We start from the raw sequence: 18,546 nt of genomic DNA on the forward strand, positions 1-18,546 counted from the left end.
AACCGTTTTCCTATGTTCAATTAGGTCACCTCCTCAGTGCTGAGTTTGTTCTCCACTTGTTGACGTTCAAATTGTTCGAAATACCAACCACCTAGAGCTAATAGCTCCATATGTGTACCTTGTTCAATAACACTTCCTTCTTCAAGAACAACTACCCAATCAGCATGTTCCACCGCCGAGAGGCGATGCGTAGATATAAGTGTTGTTTTGCCAGCTCGTTTAAGTCTTATATTCTCAATAATTCGTGCTTCTGTCCTTGCATCAACAGCAGACAGAGCATCATCGAGAATAAGTATTTCTGGATTTGCGATAAAGGCTCTGGCTAAAGCGACACGTTGCTTCTGACCACCAGAGAGCGCGACACCTTTCTCACCAACAAGTGTGTCAAGACCATCAGATAGTGTTGCAAGATCATTCTGAAAAGCCGCAGTTGCGATCGCGTCCATAATCTGTACATCACTAGCGTCCTTTAAACCATATTGAATGTTCTCTCGTACAGATTTGGAGAACAAGATTTGTTCTTGGGGTACATAGCCAATCCAACTATGTAATTCGTCCATGGCGATATGTTGAATTGGGATATCTGAGATAAGTAGCTCACCATTTCCCATCGGGTATTCGTGAAGTAGTTGTTTAAGTAAGGTGGATTTACCACTTCCTGTACGACCTACAACACCTAACGTCTGCCCTTTTTGTAGCGTGAATTGAATATGCTTCAAGTTATCTACCGCAGAAGAGGGATATCGGAATGTAAGATCTCTTAATTCGATACGTTGTGGATCACCTACGATTGTTGGGCTATCTATATTCTGGACATCGGGTATTACGGATAGAATTTCGTCCACACGATCTAACGAAGCGCTCCCGCGTTGCATAATGTTAATTAATTCGCCTATTGCGAACATCGGCCAGATCATCATTCCTAGGTACATATTAAAGGATACAAGATCACCGAGAGTAATCTGATTTCTGAACACCATATATATGCCATAAGTAAGACCAATAGCATAGCTTAACCCCACACATAATCGAATGGTTGGCTCGAAAAAGGCATCCACTTTAGCAACTCTCATATTTTTGCGATATACATCATCAGTGATGTCCTGAAAACGCTGTTGATCTGATCTCTCTTGTACATAAGCACGGATGACTCGAACACCAGCAACAGATTCAAGGACTTGATCGTTCATATCACCGAAGGCATCTTGTGCTACAGAATAGCGCTCATGAATGATCTTCCCATATATTTTCATGGCTAGAGCAATAAAAGGAAGGGGGATAATCGCTGCTAATGTTAATTGCCAACTAATCAGAAAACCCATGGCGAATAGAATAGCAAGTAAATATACAGTGGAATCTGCCATCACTAATATTCCAAAACCTGCCGTTGCTGAAACGGAGCGAAGGTCGTTGGTAGCTCTTGCCATCAGATCACCAGTACGATTGCGCTCGAAGAAAGCAGGTGTCATGCCAAGCAAATGATTCATATACCTTGAACGAAGCATTCGTTCCACAAGGTTAGCACCACCAAATAATTTATGCATCCATATGTATGTGATGAGGTAGACAGCAATTAGAATTCCAATAATCATACCGATATAACGAATTAGGGATACCCCAGTAATGGAACCTCTAACAATTTCATCAATGGCATTTCCAAGAATTCGTGGAGGGAATAATTCGCCGATCCCACATAGGATTAAGGTAATAAGGCCGATAATATAACGTTTCTTCTCTTGGGCAAAGAACCAACCTAATTTTTTAAAAACAGAGAACAAAATAACACTTCCTTTCAAGTTGAGACTGCTGATGAATTCAGTACCCGCGTCATACAAAAAAAGGCATATCATCCGAGAACGGACGATATGCCTTTTGAAATGCTAAACTTATCATGCGTCAGTTGATTGAGCAACCACCGCATTGTAGGATATTTAATTCAGAAATTCTAATTAGGTATCAACGTTCGTTAGAATGAATCCATCAGCAGGGTTACTCCAATATTCAATTGTAGATTACAAGTTGTTGTGTGTTGTAGAACACTCATCTGTTGATTGAACATGTTACTCACCCTTCCTTTGTAAATTTTTGTGAATCTTGTTTCGTGAGAATCTTATCATCATGCTGTTGAAATTGTCAATTCTTATTTTCAATATGCGTTAGTTCCAGTTGTGTGTATTTTTGATGTGACTTCAGGTATGATAGTAAGACACTTATATGAATACAGATTGAAAAGGAGTTGAATGTCGTGAATATTGTACTGAGTGCTGAGGCTGCACGTTGGTATGTTAGAGAACTTAATTTACATGCTGGTGATTCTGTACGATTCTTCCCACGATATAGTTCAGGCGGAGGGTTACACCCTGGATTCTCATTAGGTATTTCCGTGGAGAAGCCAATCAATGGTACATTATATCAAGACATCGAAGGAATACGCTTTTATCTAGAGGATCAGGATCTCTGGTATCTTAAAGGGTATAATTTGCATATTCATTATGATGATAAGCACGATGATATTGATTATGTATATGAAGAAATATGATATATAACACTCCTTTGTACCAGGAAAGGACTTTTAAGTTGTAGTGAAATAACAAGCTAGGTGTAGTTAGATCGAAAGGGGTAGTATAGTCTTTGAATCAATGGAAATCTTATTTTAAATTTATTAAACCCTATATGAAATTGATTGTCATTACGCTCATTATTGGGATGATAAAGTTCAGTATACCTTTAACGTTACCCATGATTATGAAATACGTTGTGGATAATTTATTAGCGGTTGATTCGCCACTGAGTCTAGAAGAAAAGTTCTCACAATTAATGATCATTCTTGGGGGAGCGTTGGTCTTGTTTGTTGTGATCAGAGGACCTATTGAATATCTCCGTCAGTATTTCGCTCAACTGATCACGAATCGAATTCTATTCGATATACGAAATCGTATGTATGCGCATTTGCAAAAGTTATCACTTCGGTATTATCAGAATACCAAGGTTGGCGAAGTGATCTCAAGATTTATAAATGATGTGGAGCAGACCAAGAACATTGTTGAAGTGGGTATGATGAATATCTGGTTGGACATGTTCACGCTGGTGTTTGTGTTGATCGTTATATTCTATTTGGACCCAATGTTAGCATTGGTGGCCATTTCGATGCTTCCTCTGTATGCGATTGCGGTAAAGATACTGTATAAGAGATTGAAAAAACTTACGAAAGATCGTTCACAAGCTTTGGCAGGTATTCAATCTTATTTACATGAAAGAATTCAAGGTATCTCTGTTATACGTAGTTTCAACCTACAAAAGTATGATCAGAATAAATTTGAAGGCATCAATGGTAACTTTTTAGATAAGGCACTTGCCCAAACCCGTTGGAATGCCATTACATTTGCAATTATTAATACCATTACAGACATTTCTCCCATTCTTGTTATTGGATATGGCGGTTATCAAGTCATGCAAGGTAATCTGACGCTCGGAACCTTTGTTGCTTTCTTCGGTTACTTAGATCGATTGTATGCTCCTTTAAGACGCTTAATAAGTTCTTCAACCGTACTAACACAGGCATCTGCTTCCTTGGAAAGAGTTATGGAATTGATGGATGAGAAGTACGATATTGTGGATGCTCCCAATGCTAAGAAATTGGAAGGACAAGCGAAAAGAATTAAGTTCGATCACGTCTCCTTCAAATATAACGAGCAGGATAATTGGATTCTTCAAGATATTAATCTGGATATTAAAGAAGGAGAGACCGTGGCATTCGTCGGTGCGAGTGGGGGAGGGAAATCCTCTTTAATTAGCCTGATCACTAGATTCTACGATGTTCAAAAGGGCGGAATCTATGTTAATGATAAGGAAATTCGTGGTCTGACCCTTGAAAGTTTACGAAGCAAGATTGGAATGGTCCTTCAAGATAATTTCTTATTTAGTGGGTCTGTGAAAGAGAATATTCTACTAGGTAATCCTATGGCAGAGCAAGATGATATTATCGCCGCAGCTATAGCAGCTAATGCACATGACTTTATTATGAATTTGCCAAAAGGGTATGATACAGAGGTCGGAGAACGCGGAGTTAAATTATCGGGTGGGCAGAAGCAACGTTTAGCCATCGCACGTGTTTTTCTTAAGAATCCTGATATTCTCATATTGGATGAAGCCACTTCAGCACTGGATTTGGAATCGGAGCATCTTATTCAACAATCCTTGCAGTCGCTATCGTCCAATCGCACGACGTTAATTGTAGCACATCGATTGTCAACCATTACGCATGCAGACACGATTGTTGTTGTAGAGAACGGTCGCATTACCGAGAGTGGTAATCATTATGAATTAATGGAGTTAGACGGTAGTTATGCTCGATTGTACAACGTTCAGAATTTGGATGTTAAGGTGACGACATGAAGTAACATGTATTAGAAATAGGGGTGCTGTTCAATGTCAGGTTAATGACTTTGAACAGCACCCCTTATTGTCTTAATAGCTTAACCTTTGCCAATTAACAAAGATAGAATGCCTGCCGCGATAAGCGGACCCACAGGTACACCCCGAAATAGAGCAACTCCTAACACAGTACCCACAAGTAATCCTGCCACGATGGTTGGATTAACCATCATCAGGTTTACACCTCGACCACCAAGATAAGAGACGAACATACCTATCGCAATAGCCAACAATGATTGCCAATGGAGAAAGGATGAAGAAATTGTAGAAAGGCTCATGGTACCACTTGCCAAAGGGGCCATGACACCAATCGTTAGAATGATAATTCCAATCGTTAGACCGTACTTCTCCAACCAAGGAAACACCTGGGTGAAACGAGTTACGCGAAGTAGAAGTAGAATGACCATAGCAATGGAGATTGTGGCATTGTTACTAACAATGCCTAATCCTGCCATCGCTAATAAGATAAGTGATGTGATATCCATGGAATGTTCCCTTCTTGTATACTATTCGTTTATAGGTCTTATATGTTCTGCAATTAATCGACCGTGCACGCGACCGGTCTCAATAAATACTTCATTAGCATTGCTTCCAGATGCAATGACACCCGCAACATACAGTCCAGGAACAGAGCTTTCCATCGTATCTGGATGAAAGACTGGCTTCTCCATATCACCACCGAGTTCAACACCTGATGAAGCAAGCAACTGGCGGTCGGGATGAAAACCTGTTAATGCAAGGACAAAGTCGTTGTCAACGATCGTTTCCTGACCATCTGTCGTAGTGACAATGACCGTATCTTCTCTAATTTCTGTCACCCTGGCGTTCAAATGTAGATGGATATTACCCTTTTGAACTAATCCTTCAAAGACAGGACGAACCCAAGGCTTGATGTTATTTGAAATGGTTTCTCCTCGATAGACCATAGTGATCTCGGCTCCAACGCGACATAGCTCCATTGCAGCATCCACGGCAGAGTTACTTCCACCAATAATAGCAACCTTCGTACCTGTATAAGGATGGGCCTCACGGAAGTAATGGGTCACCTTAGGAAGATCTTCTCCCTTAATGCCAATATAGTTAGGATGGTCAAAGTATCCTGTTGCAATGACAACATACTTCGCAGCATGTTGTTTATCCTCGCCTCGTTTACCTTTCGAATGAACGATGAAAGAGCCATCCTCTTGTCGTGCGATAGATAGTGCTTCCTCATACGATGTAATATTTAGATCGAAATGTGAAGCGACTTGGCGATAATATGAAAGTGCTTCATGACGAAAAGGTTTATCATTTGGTGTAGTGAATGGAATATCCCCAATTTCTAGCATTTTAGCTGTACTAAAGAACTGCATATATGTAGGATATAAATAAATAGAACGAACAATATGATGCTTTTCAATAATATGAGTACTTAATCCTCTGCGGTTACATTCAATGGCTGCAGATAGACCACATGGACCAGCGCCAATAATGATAACGTCTTGCATAATGAACCTCCTTAAAATGTACGATGTGTATAGTTCAAACATTATTATCCTAACCTAAATGACAGTGAAATACCAGAAACTCCCCTATCTACGGTATGATCCGTGTAATAAGGGAGTTTCCATTTCATAAAGTATGATTCAATATAATTAAGCTTTAACCGTTAGATGGACTACACGTTGTGCGGAGGCTTTAACAGCATCCATCCCTGTAACAATGATCTCTTGGGCTTTATCTGGAGCAGCATTGTGACCTTCGATAATGACTTCATCAATGATTTGCATACCAAACACGCCACCAAATACGTTGCGCATATAGCTTACAGCCATTTCCAAAGGTGCTGCTTCTGGTGCAGAATAGAATCCACCACGTGCGCTTAAGAAGATGGCTTTTTTATCCGTCATTAATTGAACCATATTACCTGCTGCGTCATATTTGAATGCGAATCCCGCAGCATATACATAATCGATAAAGGTCTGTAATTTAGCTGGGATGGTTAAGTTCCACAATGGGAATGCGAATACAATGATATCTGCAGCAGATACGAGATCCATTGCTTTTTGTTTGGCAGCTAAAATGCGTGACTCAACATCCGTTAATTCTCCACCGTTCTGAACTTTACTGAAAGCGTTGAAAAGATCTTGACCAAAGTAAGGCGTATCTTCTTCAAAAACATCATATGTTGTTACATTTACATCCTTACCTTCTAATTCTGCAAGGAAAGTTTCATACATTCTACTGGATATTGCCTCTGAGGCTGGACGGTTATTAGCTTTAACAATTAAGATATTCGACATGATGATTGATCTCCTATTCACTCTATATTTATTATTTACTTACTTTAATATAGTAACATGATATTTATATGTTGTCAAAGCTAGTATGTAATTTATAGTACTAATTAATGCAACATACCGAGAACGAGAAAAGGCACCTCCCAATAACCAGGAGGTGCTGTATCCATTGTATTCAGAGTATATGATTAATAAAGAGATAACGCTAATGTGTCATCTTCACTCTTGCTGTGTAGAATGGCTTCAGAACCTTCAATCTCAATACTAATGAGAGATCTCAGACATTTTTGTAGTGCTGTTTTGCCGCTTTGAAATTTGTGCTCCAGAATCTTACTTAGTAATCTCATTGTTTTTTGTACAGGTTGTTTGTTATCCGTGTTAAAATAAACGGGTACTTGCTTATTTTGAAAAATGATTAGCATCGTCATCGAAATCACTCCATCCTAGATATATGATGTTTTCATTCTAGTAAACTTTTATTAAATCTACCTTAAAAACAGATTATAAATAGTTAAATAATCCATTGAATGAGAGATTTATAAATAGATTGTGGCTAAGCGGTGTCTATGAGTCTCTCCGTATTGCATAGGGTAATATACCCAGGACTAACCAACTTTGTGATTGATAGATATGCGTAGTATAGTTGATAGTAAATAAATAGATTCAATTATGACGGTGTATCGCCGACAGGGGGTAGGAGATTACATGATTATGAATCCTAGAGGAATTGAGAGTTTTAGTTACATGAGTTCTCAAGCGAAAGAACAAAGGATATCATCTTATCAAGGACTGATGACTTGTCGCTATGGTTACGGAAGGGCTATTAGTAAGACAAGTGAAGGGGAATTGGGTCAAGATTTTCTTCAAGTACATATTATGGATGACATTTGTAATTTTACGTTGTGTAAAGGAATAGGTAACAACGATGACAAGAGCTTGGCTTCGCGTCTGTTAGGACAGACATTAATGGAATGGTTAGAAACAACGCAAGATTGGTCTTCAGAATGTTTCCAAGCCTTATTAAAGAATGCTTCACAATCTTCGCAAGATGCAGGACAATTAAGTGGACTTGACGCGATGTACATATGTGGTCAAATAGAACTACCTACCGTGGAAAGACCTATAGGTAGAATATGGTTAGCATGGCAAGGGGATTCGAGATTGAAATTATGGAAAGAGGATTTCGAAGTCAGTCAGTACTTTAATGAAACGTTATCGCAGACGCAATGGTGGTCAAGTGAACATGGCCCAATAGGTGGAGCACCTTATGTATATCAAAGTCGATTAGAATCCGGTATACCGATGAGACTTCAGGTATATACTGAAGGCATTAGTGATCTTGATCCAATTCAAGATTGGCTTCCAGATGAACAGATTCAATTACTATTTGACGCACCACATACGTACGGATTAAGAGAAGATGCGAGTTTTTTAGAGTTTAAATGGTCCTGATGATTTAGCTCCTTACGATTTGGTTAATCTAAATTTATATAAAAATCAAAAAGGAGTTTTACATATGGGAGATAATCAAATGAACACACAACGTTTCACGAACAAGACAGCAATTATAACAGGCGCAGGTTCTGGAATTGGGAAAGCAACAGCACTAAAGTTAGCTCAACAAGGTGCCAATATAGCTCTGTTTGATCTATTAGATGAACGTACTAATGAGGTAGAAGCAGAGATCAATAAGATGCGCAAGGGTGCTGCACGAGCGTTTGACGTAGACATTGCCGACGCAACGCGGGTAGAAAAGGCTGTTCTTGCGACGGTTGAATGTTTCGGTGGGGTTGATATTGTGTTTGCAAACGCCGGCATCAACGGTGTTCTCGCCCCTATTGAAGAATTAAAACTGGAAGATTGGCAGAAGACGCTAAATGTCAATTTGAACGGAACCTTTTTGACAGTGAAGTATACGATACCTTATCTCAAAAAGAATGGCGGCAGTGTCATTATTACAAGTTCGGTAAATGGTACGCGTACGTTTTCTAACTTTGGTATGACAGCCTATAGTACGTCAAAGGCGGGGCAGGTTACATTTGCCAAAATGGCGGCACTCGAGCTCGCTCAGTTCAAGATTCGTGTCAATGTGATCTGTCCAGGTGCAATTTCTACGAACATTGATCAAAGTACGAAAAAAACAGATGATGTGAAGGATATTGTTATTCCAGTGGAATATCCAAAAGGAAACCAACCTCTAAATGAAGGACCTGGTGAACCAGAACAAGTGGCTAATCTAGTGAGTTTCTTAGCATCGGATGACGCCTCTCATGTTACGGGTTCCCAGATTTTCATTGATGGTGCAGAATCATTATTATAAGGGTATGTCCAGAGTATCGTCCTACATTGGATGGTACTCTTTTCTTATATCTCTAGATATTCATTTAAGCTTGGCTATATAATAAGCTAGGAGTACATAACGGAAATGACATGGAGAAGATAACATGCTTGATTTACCTATATATGATGTTCTACCACAGTTGAAAGAGAGCTTGAGTCACACAACTTCAGCTGTTCTAATAGCTGAACCGGGTGCAGGAAAGACAACCTGTGTTCCATTAGCGTTACTTGATGAGCCTTGGCTCCAAGGCAAGAAAATATTGATGTTAGAGCCACGAAGATTAGCCGCCCGATCTGCTGCGAGTTATATGGCTACTCAGCTTGGAGAGCGCGTGGGTGAGACGGTCGGCTATCGGGTGCGAATGGATAGTAAGATCGGAAAAGGAACAAGGATTGAGGTCGTTACGGAAGGGATTCTGACTCGGATGTTACAACATGACCAAGAACTAGCCGATGTAGGAATCCTCATATTTGATGAGTTCCACGAACGACATATTCATGGTGATCTGGGACTGGCCTTGGCATTGGAGACACAATCCTTATTAAGGGAAGATTTAAGAATTCTCGTGATGTCAGCTACACTTGCGGCCGAGCCCGTAGCCAAGTTACTGCAAGATGCTCCGATCATCCACTGTGCGGGCCGTCAATTCCCCGTGGATACCATTTATGTTCCAAAGGCTGTTAGCCAATCGATGGAGAAGGGCGTATCCACTGCCATCGCTCAAGCGTTATTTCATCATGAAGGGCATGTTCTGGCATTTCTGCCAGGGGTCGGTGAAATACGTAAGGTAAAACGGGAGTTAGAAAGAATGTCGTTACCCGATCAAACGATCATACGTTGTCTATATGGGCAATTATCATTGCCCGAACAGGATGCTGCGATTCAGGCTGAACCGGACGGGCAACGTAAAGTAGTTCTAGCTACCTCGATTGCTGAGACGAGCTTAACGATCGAAGGGATACGGACGGTAGTCGATAGTGGTCTTATGAGAACACAATTGGTATCACGAAGAAGTGGGATGTCTCATTTAACGACAGTGAACGTATCCAAAGCATCTGCAGATCAGCGTAGGGGTCGAGCTGGACGGACACAATCGGGTACTTGTTATAGGCTGTGGAGTCAGCAGGAGCAAGATGGACTTCAGAACGAAATCACCCCTGAGATTATGAGTGCCGATCTAACGTCACTTGCACTTGAAATGGCTGCCTGGGGTGTACAAGATCCGCAAGAGTTGCGCTGGCTTGATGCACCTCATGATGCGAGATTCCAACAAGCGGTTGATTTGCTTCGTTCATTAGGAGCCATAGATGAACAGGGGAGAATCACCCCACATGGTCATCAAATGGTTCAATTGGGAATGCATCCCCGACTGTCACATATGATTCTGAAGGCAAATGCGCTTCATTATGGTTATTTAGCTTGTCTGATGGCAGCGTTGCTACAAGAAAGGGATATTTTCAAAGGAAGAAGATCGACCGATAACTGTGATATGACGGCTAGAATTGAAGTGTTGCTACTGTGGGAGAGTCAGGGATTACCGCATATGGATGACACCTCTTTAGACATGCCAGTGATGCATCGGATGATGCAAGAGGCGCGAAATGTTCAGAAACAATTGAATATAACGAGTGATCACAAAGTTGGTGCGGATGGGTGTGGCGTGCTCCTATCTTTCGCTTATCCGGATCGAATCGGCCAAGGTAGAGGTGACGGTAGATTCTTATTAAGCAGTGGTCGTGGTGTGGAGATGTCCATAATCCAGCCTTTAAGTCGTACAGCATATATCGTTGCGGCTGTTGTAGATGATCGGGGAACAGAAGGTAGAATTCAACTTACTGCAAGTATCAACGAATCATCGTTGTATACATTTCATGAGGAATCCATCCTGAAGGAATCTAATGTGGCATGGGATCGTGATTTGCAGGGTGTCAAAGCGCGTCAAAGATGGATGCTAGGGAGTCTAATGTTGAAGGAACAGCCTTTGGCTAAGCCCTCAGAAGAGATGATTGCATATGCCTTACTTGATGGGATTAGGCTAGAAGGATTACATCTATTACCATGGAATAAGGAGTCGATTCAATTGAGGCAACGATTGCAATTTATGCATACGCTAATGCCATCCAATTGGCCAGACGTGAGTGACGACGCTCTACTTGCTGCATTACCAGAATGGTTGCTACACGCTGTATATCATATGAAGAATCGAAATGATCTACAACGATTGCAGATGACGATGATCATAGAACAACACTGGATGACTTGGGATCAACGGCGGGATTTAGATATCCATGCTCCAACACATATGACGGTTCCAAGTGGTTCACGTATTCCGATTGACTACAGCGATCCTCAACAACCTATTGTCGCGGTAAGATTGCAAGAAATGTTCGGTTTACAGGAGACTCCTAGAATTGGGGCTGGACGCATACCGTTAACACTTCATTTATTGTCACCCGCACAACGACCTGTGCAAATTACATCGGATCTATCAAGTTTCTGGCAAAATGCTTATTTCGATGTGAAAAAGGAACTGAAGGTTCGTTATCCGAAACATGATTGGCCGGATGAACCATTGGAGGCTGTTGCAACACGGCGTGTGAAACCGAAGAAATAGAGAACTCTAGAGAATAATCATGTTTGGAAGTGAGATTTCAATGGCCCGTAAAGATAGAATTGTCGAAATTGAATTATTAAGGGGACTAGCCTTCCTGGCTGTAGCATTACAGCATAGCATTGCCCATTTTGCTTACGTGGATGGGGTGACTTTCGGAGACGGCGTGATGATGACGGTCTTATTAATGTTGGCTAAATTTGCAGTACCTGTGTTTATCTTCATTACGGGAATGGTGCTATTTTACAATTATGATGGCCCATTTCAGTACATCCCTTTTTTGAAAAAGAGAGCCAAAGATATTATCGTTCCCTATATATTCTGGTCACTTGTTTATTTCTACCTCAATTATGGCTGGCATCAAGGGTTATTGGGGCAATCTTGGAAATGGTTCAACATGCTATTTACGGGAAAGACAAGTTATCATCTGTGGTATGTTGTCATGATCGTTCCATTCTATCTGTTGTTCCCCATATTCCGTAACATCGTCCTTAAGGTGAGAAACAAGCTTCCTCTATGGGCATGCTTAAGTAGCCTAGTAGCCGTTGGCATTCTCTATGTATGGCTTACAGGTCAAGTCACAGCGATAGGGAATCTGATGTCTACCGTGGAAATCCCCGTGCTTACAGCTATGTTTACGAAGTATGCGGATCGTAATTTCTTATATTTCTTCTTTTATTTCCTATTAGGCGCTTGCGCGGGTCTAAGGCCTGATCTTTGGAAAAAGTGGATCATTCAAGGGCGGTGGATCTATATTTCTACGTTCTGTGTATTGTTCATTTATTACGTGAATCTCGTTATAGGGAGCTTCCGTACGCCTGTGGGCCTTCAGATCAATTTCTATGCGGTGTCTTTAATTCGTCCCTTGATGGTTATCTTTCTACTAAGTTCGACTGGTGTCATATACATGTTCGCTTCGTGGATGAAGGAAAAGGGTGGACAGCGAAGTAATGCATTCATCCTATCGATTGGACGATATTCATATGGTGCTTATTTGGTCCATGCGCTTATGTTAAGAGTAAGTTATATCTTTGATCACGCATGGTTTATCCATTGGCCTATCTTGGTACGCATGGTGATATCTTTTGGTATTTGTGTGCTGTTATCGTATTTCCTAATGAAACTGCTATCGAGGTTCGGATGGGGGAAATGGTTAGGGGGAGTTCCGACAGTTATAAATAGATTGAGATGATCCTACCATTTATATGAATTTCAAGAGTAATGTTTAATTTAGTGATGTCTAGGTTAAATAAAAGAAGAACAACCATTACTTTTTATAATTCAGAGGAGGATTCAATCATGGAAAAGAAAATAGTTGGTGTATTTGAGACAGAGGTTGAAGCTTCAAGAGCGATTGAGAACTTGAAAAGTCAGGGCATTAGAACCGAAGATATTTCAGTAATAACTAAAAATAGAGAAGATTTAAAAAATATCACAGAAGATACTGGAACGAAAGCGCCTGAAGGAGCTGCAGCAGGAGCAGCAACGGGTGGTGTACTTGGAGGAGTAACGGGACTTCTTGCGGGATTGGGACTCTTGGCTATCCCAGGAATTGGACCTATTCTAGCAGCTGGTCCGATAGCAGCGACTTTGACTGGTTTAGCTGTAGGTGCTGGAACAGGGGGATTAGTTGGAGGATTAGTAGGTTTAGGTATCCCTGAAGATGAAGCTGCTGAATATGATAACTATGTAAATGATGGTAAGATTCTAGTGCTAGTTGACTCCAGCGAACATGGAACTAATGTACACAATGTATTCCGTGATAATCGTTCATTGAATGCAAGTCGTTATGATTCAGAAGGAATGAATTATCCACCTAACAGACCTATTGTTTAAGAAATAACATTTGAACTCATATAATTAAAGTTTATTAGCTCATAGTGACTTCTATCGGATGGATGATGTAGTAGTGCCATTCAAGTAGAATCAACTATGAGCTATTTAGTTGATATTTACTATAGTAACAAGTAGAAATGAAAAGAAGTTGTGTAGTACGATCGGATATAGTTCGCTCCTTTACGCTTCATAAACGATTAAGTTAATCAGTACGTCTTCATTCCTTAGGTAACTTCACAGTAAAGGTTGATCCTTCACCTAAATCACTTATAACTTCAATCGTACCGCCACATAAGTTGATGATTCGACGGACTAACGGAAGACCGAGACCATTTCCATCAGAATATCTAGCAGGATCTGCTTGATAGAATTTATCAAAAATGTACTTTCTCGCATGATCGGTCATTCCGATACCAGTATCGGTGAGTGTCGCAACGATGTAATCACGATTGGATTGAAGTCGAAAGGATAGATCCCCCCCCTCATGCGAGAATTTAATCGCGTTCACCAATAGATTTAACCACACTTGCATCATCAATTCTTCGTTTCCATAATACTGAATGCTATTAAGCTCAATATGAAGTGACATATTTTTATGTTCCCACATCGGTTCAAGCATGAGTATCGCTTGTCGAATTTGTTCATCTAATCGATAGGTTATCTTTTCTGTAATAATCTCTTGATTTTCTAGTTTAGATATTTTGAGGATGTTACCAGATAGTGTGGACAATTGACGTGCACTATCAATAATCATCTTGGTGTATTCCTGATGTTCTTTCTCTGAGATATGCGTATCTTGCAACAAAGTAGCGTAACCTTCAATTGTTGCGATAGGTGTTTTGTATTCGTGAGACACATTGACAATGAATTCATTTCGAAAAGCTTCCACGCTGCGGAGCTCCTTCGCCATAACATTGAAGTGATGTGCGACTTCTCTAATTTCGCTAACCCGATGGGATTCATTCAAATGAATATCAAGGTTTCCTTTCGTTATTTCTTTGGCAGCATTACTAAAATTAGTAATGGGAGCTAGTATTCTTTTGCAAACCATGATCGTGATGATTGTCCCAATGATAATACTAAGAACCGTGATGAATACAATCGGTGCGAAATGATGGCGGTTATGTATATCGATAGCAATATAACGAATATATAAGTATGTTATTGGAGCCATAATAAGGGAGGTGGCGAGCATAATGAGGAATACTAAGGAAACAAAATACCACCACAGACTTTTATTTTTTTTGATAATCATGCGTGCTTCACCATCTTATAACCTAGACCTCTAACTGTAATGATCTCGAAGTCCAAGCTATTCTTAAATCGTTCACGTAAACGGTTAATATGGACTACGATTGTATGCTCATCGGATTCAGAGTCCATTCCCCATATTTCATCCATTAGTTGTTGTTTGGTGAACGTCTTATTCGGATAAGATATTAGCTTATAGAGTAAATAGAATTCTTTCTGTGGAAGCACAATGTCACCCGTAGGATGAAATACCGTTAACGAATCATAGTCGAATAGACTTTTCCCGCATACAATCTTACGTTCGCTTATGATCTTGGCCCGACGGAGCAAAGCCCCTACACGAAGGATCATCTCATTCACATCAATGGGCTTGACCATATAGTCGTCAATACCAACAAGGAACCCTCTTTGTTTATCTTGAAAACTGTCCCTTGCCGTAACCATCAATATGGGATGATTATAGTTCGCTTCCCTTAACGTTCTTGCAAGTTCGTAGCCGTCCATACGAGGCATCATAATATCTGAGATGATCAAATCGATATGTTCGCGATCTAGAATAGCTAGTGCAGCTTCTCCATTCTCAGCAGGGAGAGCGTGGTAACCATTTCTAGTTAGAACGGTACTGAATAATTGACGTAATTTGTGGTCATCTTCAACGACAAGGATGTTAAACATCATGTTACCCCCAGATGGAAATTTTCACGTACTAGATTGTATATACGATGTAACAAGTATACCTTATAAAGATAAAGTGAATATAAACAAGAAGAATATTATGCTGACGACGTTTATGTTTAGTTTACAAATGGTTGATATACTTAATCTAATCTAGACAAGAGAGAACAAGTATTGGAAGGGGAGAGACGTTCAAATGTTGGAATTAAAAGAGATCACCAAGCGTTATAAGACAGGGGACTTCACACAGGTTGCACTAGACAAGGTAAGCCTTAACTTCCGGGAAAGTGAATTTGTAGCTATCCTCGGAACGAGTGGTTCGGGTAAAACGACATTACTCAATGTGGTCGGTGGACTCGATCAATATGATAGTGGAGAGCTGATTATCAATGGGCAATCCACGAAGGATTTCAGAGATAGCGAATGGGATGCCTATCGTAATAATAGTGTCGGTTTTATTTTTCAAAGCTATAACTTGATCTCGCATTTAAGTATTGTGAATAACGTAGAGATGGGCATGACACTTAGTGGTGTACCCTCATCTGAGAAATATAAAAAGGCTATCGAAGTGTTGGAAAAGGTCGGATTGAAAGACCATGTTCACAAGAAGCCGAGTCAGTTATCAGGCGGTCAAATGCAGCGGGTAGCGATTGCACGTGCGCTTGCGAATAATCCGGATATCATTCTAGCGGATGAACCGACAGGTGCCTTAGATTCCGAGACTAGCGAACAGATCATGGAATTGATTAAGGAAATTGCGAAAGACAAACTTGTCGTTATGGTAACTCATAATCCTGAATTGGCGGAAGGGTATGCAGATCGTGTCATCAAGTTATCTGACGGTTCGGTTGTATCGGATAGTAATCCTTTTGTCGCTCAGAACAAGGTCTCTAACTATACACTCAAAAAAACTAGCATGAGCTTCTTAACGGCATTAAAGTTATCTGGAAAGAACATTGCCACGAAAAAGTGGAGAACTGGTTTAACCGCATTCGCCTCCAGTATAGGTATTATTGGTATTGCGTTGGTGCTCTCCTTATCGAATGGTTTTGACAAGCAGATCAGTTCTTATGAAGCAGGAGCATTATCGAATTTCCCTATTACGATTAATCAGATCGCGATGAACGTTGATACAACAGATCATTCATCCGTTGGCAAAACGGATCTTACGTCTTATACGACAGATAAGAAGCTGTTCCCGTATGATCCTAGTAAGAATTCAGTGCTGCACACAAATGTACTGACACCCGAGTATTTGGAGTATGTGGAGAAGATCAATCCTGCGTTACTTGATGGCTTATCTTATACCCGTACAGTGAATATGAATATGTTGAAATCAGACGGAGAAAAGGCAACAACGCTTAATAAGGGGAATATTAGTTTCTCCAATTATCCTAGTAAATCTGGGGAGGCATCTGGAAGTTATCTAGAGCAATACTATGATGTGCTTGAGGGAAGTTTCCCTACGAAGATGACGGATCTTGTGCTCATCGTAGATGAATATAATCGATTGACGAATACATCGCTTGATGCGTTGGGTATTGATTCGGATACTGAGAGTATTGATCTTGCTGATCTCATTGGTTATGAATTGAAACTAATTATGAACAATGACTATTATATGAGAAATGGCGAACAGTTTATTGTGAATGGCACAGTATCGAATTTGATGGATATGTATAACAGTGATGATGCGATGACTTTACAAATTGTCGGTGTTATTCGAGGTCAGGAAGAGTCGAAGATGTCTACGCTCCCAGCTGGAATTGCTTATTCAGATGATTTGGCAACCCATTTTATTGATAATGCGAAGGCATCTGAAATTGTATTAGCACAACAGGATGCGGAAATAAACGTATTGACGGGGCAATTATTATCTGATAATAGTGCAAGCAATGGGATGTCTCAAATGACACCGGGCACGATACCCACGGATGGAATGCCTCCGGGTATGGGCGTAAACACGCCTGTTGCTCCAACGAAAGATGTGATGCTGGCAACCTTAGGAGCAACGGAAATTCCAAATTCGATCTCGTTGTATCCAATTGATTTCGGATCGAAGGAATCGGTCAACGCTTATCTTGATAAGTGGAATGAAGGACTGGCAACCGAAGATAGAATAGTATACACGGACATGGCCGCTATTGTTACGAATATTTCGGGTAGTATCATGGATGGTATTACTTTGGTACTTATCGCGTTTGCTGCTATATCGCTAGTCGTATCTCTCATTATGATTGGTATCATCATTTACATTTCCGTCATGGAAAGAACGAAGGAGATTGGTGTTCTTCGCGCCTTGGGTGCTAGAAAAAAGGATATCACACGTGTCTTCAATGCAGAGACCTTTATTATAGGTGTTTGTTCGGGATTACTGGGTATCGGTATCACGTATCTGTTGACGATCCCCATTAATATGGTTCTCTATAAACTAACAGATCTCTCTAACGTTGCACAGCTTAATCCCTTACATGCGATCATGCTTGTAATCATTAGCTTGGTACTAACGATCATTGGCGGATTCATTCCTGCTAAGATGGCAGCAAAGAAAGATCCCGTTGCTGCATTGCGTAGTGAGTAGTGGGAATAAGAGGAACGAGGGAGAAGGTTGATCCATTGGATCAGCCTTTTTCTTTGTGTGTTGATAGATGCGGGGTGCTGAGTGGCAAGGTGCGATGATGCACCCTTGGAATCTAACGGACCATTATGAACTTTGAAGTACGCAGAAGCACGTAGAAGCACGTAGAAGTACGATAATGAAGTCTGATACACGCAGAAGTACGAAAACAAACCATAATGAAATCTGATACACGCTAACGGAAATGGAGTACCTTAATTAGCTAGTCAGACCAACGTTTGAATTCTAACGGAAGTAGTGAGCCTTATAACACACCATTTACAGGAAAAGAGCTGATTATGACCAAATAGATGCTACCATTTCCGTTAGAACTCATTATGGGTACAAAACTAACTAATAGCGTCTGTGAGATCCGTTAGAGATTGGGTGTGTACGATAATGTAGCAATGTGAATGCTAATCCACCACTAATCCAACATTATGAACTTTGATACACCCAGAAGCACGATAAGAGGTTGGCTAACGGAAATGGAGTACCTTAA

15 protein-coding genes are annotated in these 18,546 nt (G+C 40.5%); 8 read left to right on the plus strand and 7 right to left on the minus strand.

Annotation, left to right across the window (positions count from 1 at the left end):
* Nucleotides 1-20: 20 nt before the first annotated feature.
* On the minus strand, nucleotides 21-1,778 hold the full coding sequence (locus ACH8E3_RS04145; RefSeq protein WP_458631334.1) for an ABC transporter ATP-binding protein: 1,758 nt from the start codon (nucleotides 1,776-1,778) through the stop codon (nucleotides 21-23).
* A 467-nt stretch (nucleotides 1,779-2,245) separates the two neighbouring features.
* Between ACH8E3_RS04145 and ACH8E3_RS04150 the strand changes: the two genes are divergently transcribed.
* Nucleotides 2,246-2,539 (plus strand): HesB/YadR/YfhF family protein, encoded by a 294-nt coding sequence (locus ACH8E3_RS04150; protein WP_458631335.1) that lies wholly within the window; start codon nucleotides 2,246-2,248, stop codon nucleotides 2,537-2,539.
* Between the two features lie 92 nt (nucleotides 2,540-2,631).
* Nucleotides 2,632-4,395, plus strand: a complete 1,764-nt coding sequence (locus tag ACH8E3_RS04155) for an ABC transporter ATP-binding protein (RefSeq protein WP_458631336.1) — start codon at nucleotides 2,632-2,634, stop codon at nucleotides 4,393-4,395.
* Between the two features lie 80 nt (nucleotides 4,396-4,475).
* Here ACH8E3_RS04155 and ACH8E3_RS04160 read toward each other — a convergent pair whose 3' ends face one another.
* From ACH8E3_RS04160 to ACH8E3_RS04175, 4 genes are all read right to left on the minus strand, one after another.
* The gene (locus ACH8E3_RS04160) at nucleotides 4,476-4,919 is read right to left on the minus strand and encodes a DUF441 domain-containing protein (protein WP_458631337.1); all 444 of its coding nucleotides are present in this window, start codon (nucleotides 4,917-4,919) and stop codon (nucleotides 4,476-4,478) included.
* A gap of 21 nt (nucleotides 4,920-4,940) precedes the next feature.
* Nucleotides 4,941-5,963 carry a YpdA family putative bacillithiol disulfide reductase gene (locus tag ACH8E3_RS04165; protein WP_458631338.1) on the minus strand — a complete coding sequence of 341 codons (1,023 nt, stop codon included), beginning with the start codon at nucleotides 5,961-5,963 and terminating at the stop codon, nucleotides 4,941-4,943.
* 105 nt (nucleotides 5,964-6,068) lie between these two features.
* Entirely contained in the window at nucleotides 6,069-6,716 is a 648-nt protein-coding gene (locus ACH8E3_RS04170) for an FMN-dependent NADH-azoreductase (RefSeq protein ID WP_458631339.1), read from the minus strand.
* A gap of 185 nt (nucleotides 6,717-6,901) precedes the next feature.
* Nucleotides 6,902-7,141: a hypothetical protein gene (locus ACH8E3_RS04175; RefSeq protein ID WP_458631340.1), complete on the minus strand. Its 240-nt coding sequence runs from the start codon at nucleotides 7,139-7,141 to the stop codon at nucleotides 6,902-6,904.
* Between the two features lie 277 nt (nucleotides 7,142-7,418).
* Here ACH8E3_RS04175 and ACH8E3_RS04180 point away from each other — a divergent pair, with 277 nt between their 5' ends.
* The 5 genes from ACH8E3_RS04180 (at nucleotide 7,419) to ACH8E3_RS04200 (ending at nucleotide 13,501) form a co-directional block, all read left to right on the plus strand.
* The gene (locus ACH8E3_RS04180) at nucleotides 7,419-8,165 is read left to right on the plus strand and encodes a hypothetical protein (protein ID WP_458631341.1); all 747 of its coding nucleotides are present in this window, start codon (nucleotides 7,419-7,421) and stop codon (nucleotides 8,163-8,165) included.
* Nucleotides 8,166-8,229: 64 nt separating this feature from the next.
* Nucleotides 8,230-9,033, plus strand: a complete 804-nt coding sequence (locus tag ACH8E3_RS04185; protein ID WP_458631342.1) for an SDR family oxidoreductase — start codon at nucleotides 8,230-8,232, stop codon at nucleotides 9,031-9,033.
* 124 nt (nucleotides 9,034-9,157) lie between these two features.
* The gene (gene hrpB / locus ACH8E3_RS04190) at nucleotides 9,158-11,668 is read left to right on the plus strand and encodes an ATP-dependent helicase HrpB (RefSeq protein WP_458631343.1); all 2,511 of its coding nucleotides are present in this window, start codon (nucleotides 9,158-9,160) and stop codon (nucleotides 11,666-11,668) included.
* A gap of 40 nt (nucleotides 11,669-11,708) precedes the next feature.
* Complete coding sequence (locus ACH8E3_RS04195; RefSeq protein WP_458631344.1) at nucleotides 11,709-12,857, plus strand: acyltransferase; 1,149 nt, start codon at nucleotides 11,709-11,711, stop codon at nucleotides 12,855-12,857.
* A gap of 107 nt (nucleotides 12,858-12,964) precedes the next feature.
* Nucleotides 12,965-13,501 (plus strand): general stress protein, encoded by a 537-nt coding sequence (locus tag ACH8E3_RS04200; protein WP_458631345.1) that lies wholly within the window; start codon nucleotides 12,965-12,967, stop codon nucleotides 13,499-13,501.
* 217 nt (nucleotides 13,502-13,718) lie between these two features.
* Here ACH8E3_RS04200 and ACH8E3_RS04205 read toward each other — a convergent pair whose 3' ends face one another.
* Nucleotides 13,719-14,756: a HAMP domain-containing sensor histidine kinase gene (locus ACH8E3_RS04205; RefSeq protein WP_458631346.1), complete on the minus strand. Its 1,038-nt coding sequence runs from the start codon at nucleotides 14,754-14,756 to the stop codon at nucleotides 13,719-13,721.
* Entirely contained in the window at nucleotides 14,753-15,427 is a 675-nt protein-coding gene (locus ACH8E3_RS04210; RefSeq protein WP_458631432.1) for a response regulator transcription factor, read from the minus strand. The genes ACH8E3_RS04205 and ACH8E3_RS04210 overlap by 4 nt, the downstream gene beginning before the upstream one ends.
* A gap of 196 nt (nucleotides 15,428-15,623) precedes the next feature.
* On the opposite strand from ACH8E3_RS04210, the gene ACH8E3_RS04215 reads away from it, so the two are divergent.
* Nucleotides 15,624-18,008 carry an ABC transporter ATP-binding protein/permease gene (locus ACH8E3_RS04215; RefSeq protein ID WP_458631347.1) on the plus strand — a complete coding sequence of 795 codons (2,385 nt, stop codon included), beginning with the start codon at nucleotides 15,624-15,626 and terminating at the stop codon, nucleotides 18,006-18,008.
* Nucleotides 18,009-18,546: the final 538 nt, after the last annotated feature.

This window comes from Paenibacillus sp. CMAA1364 (assembly GCF_054373195.1).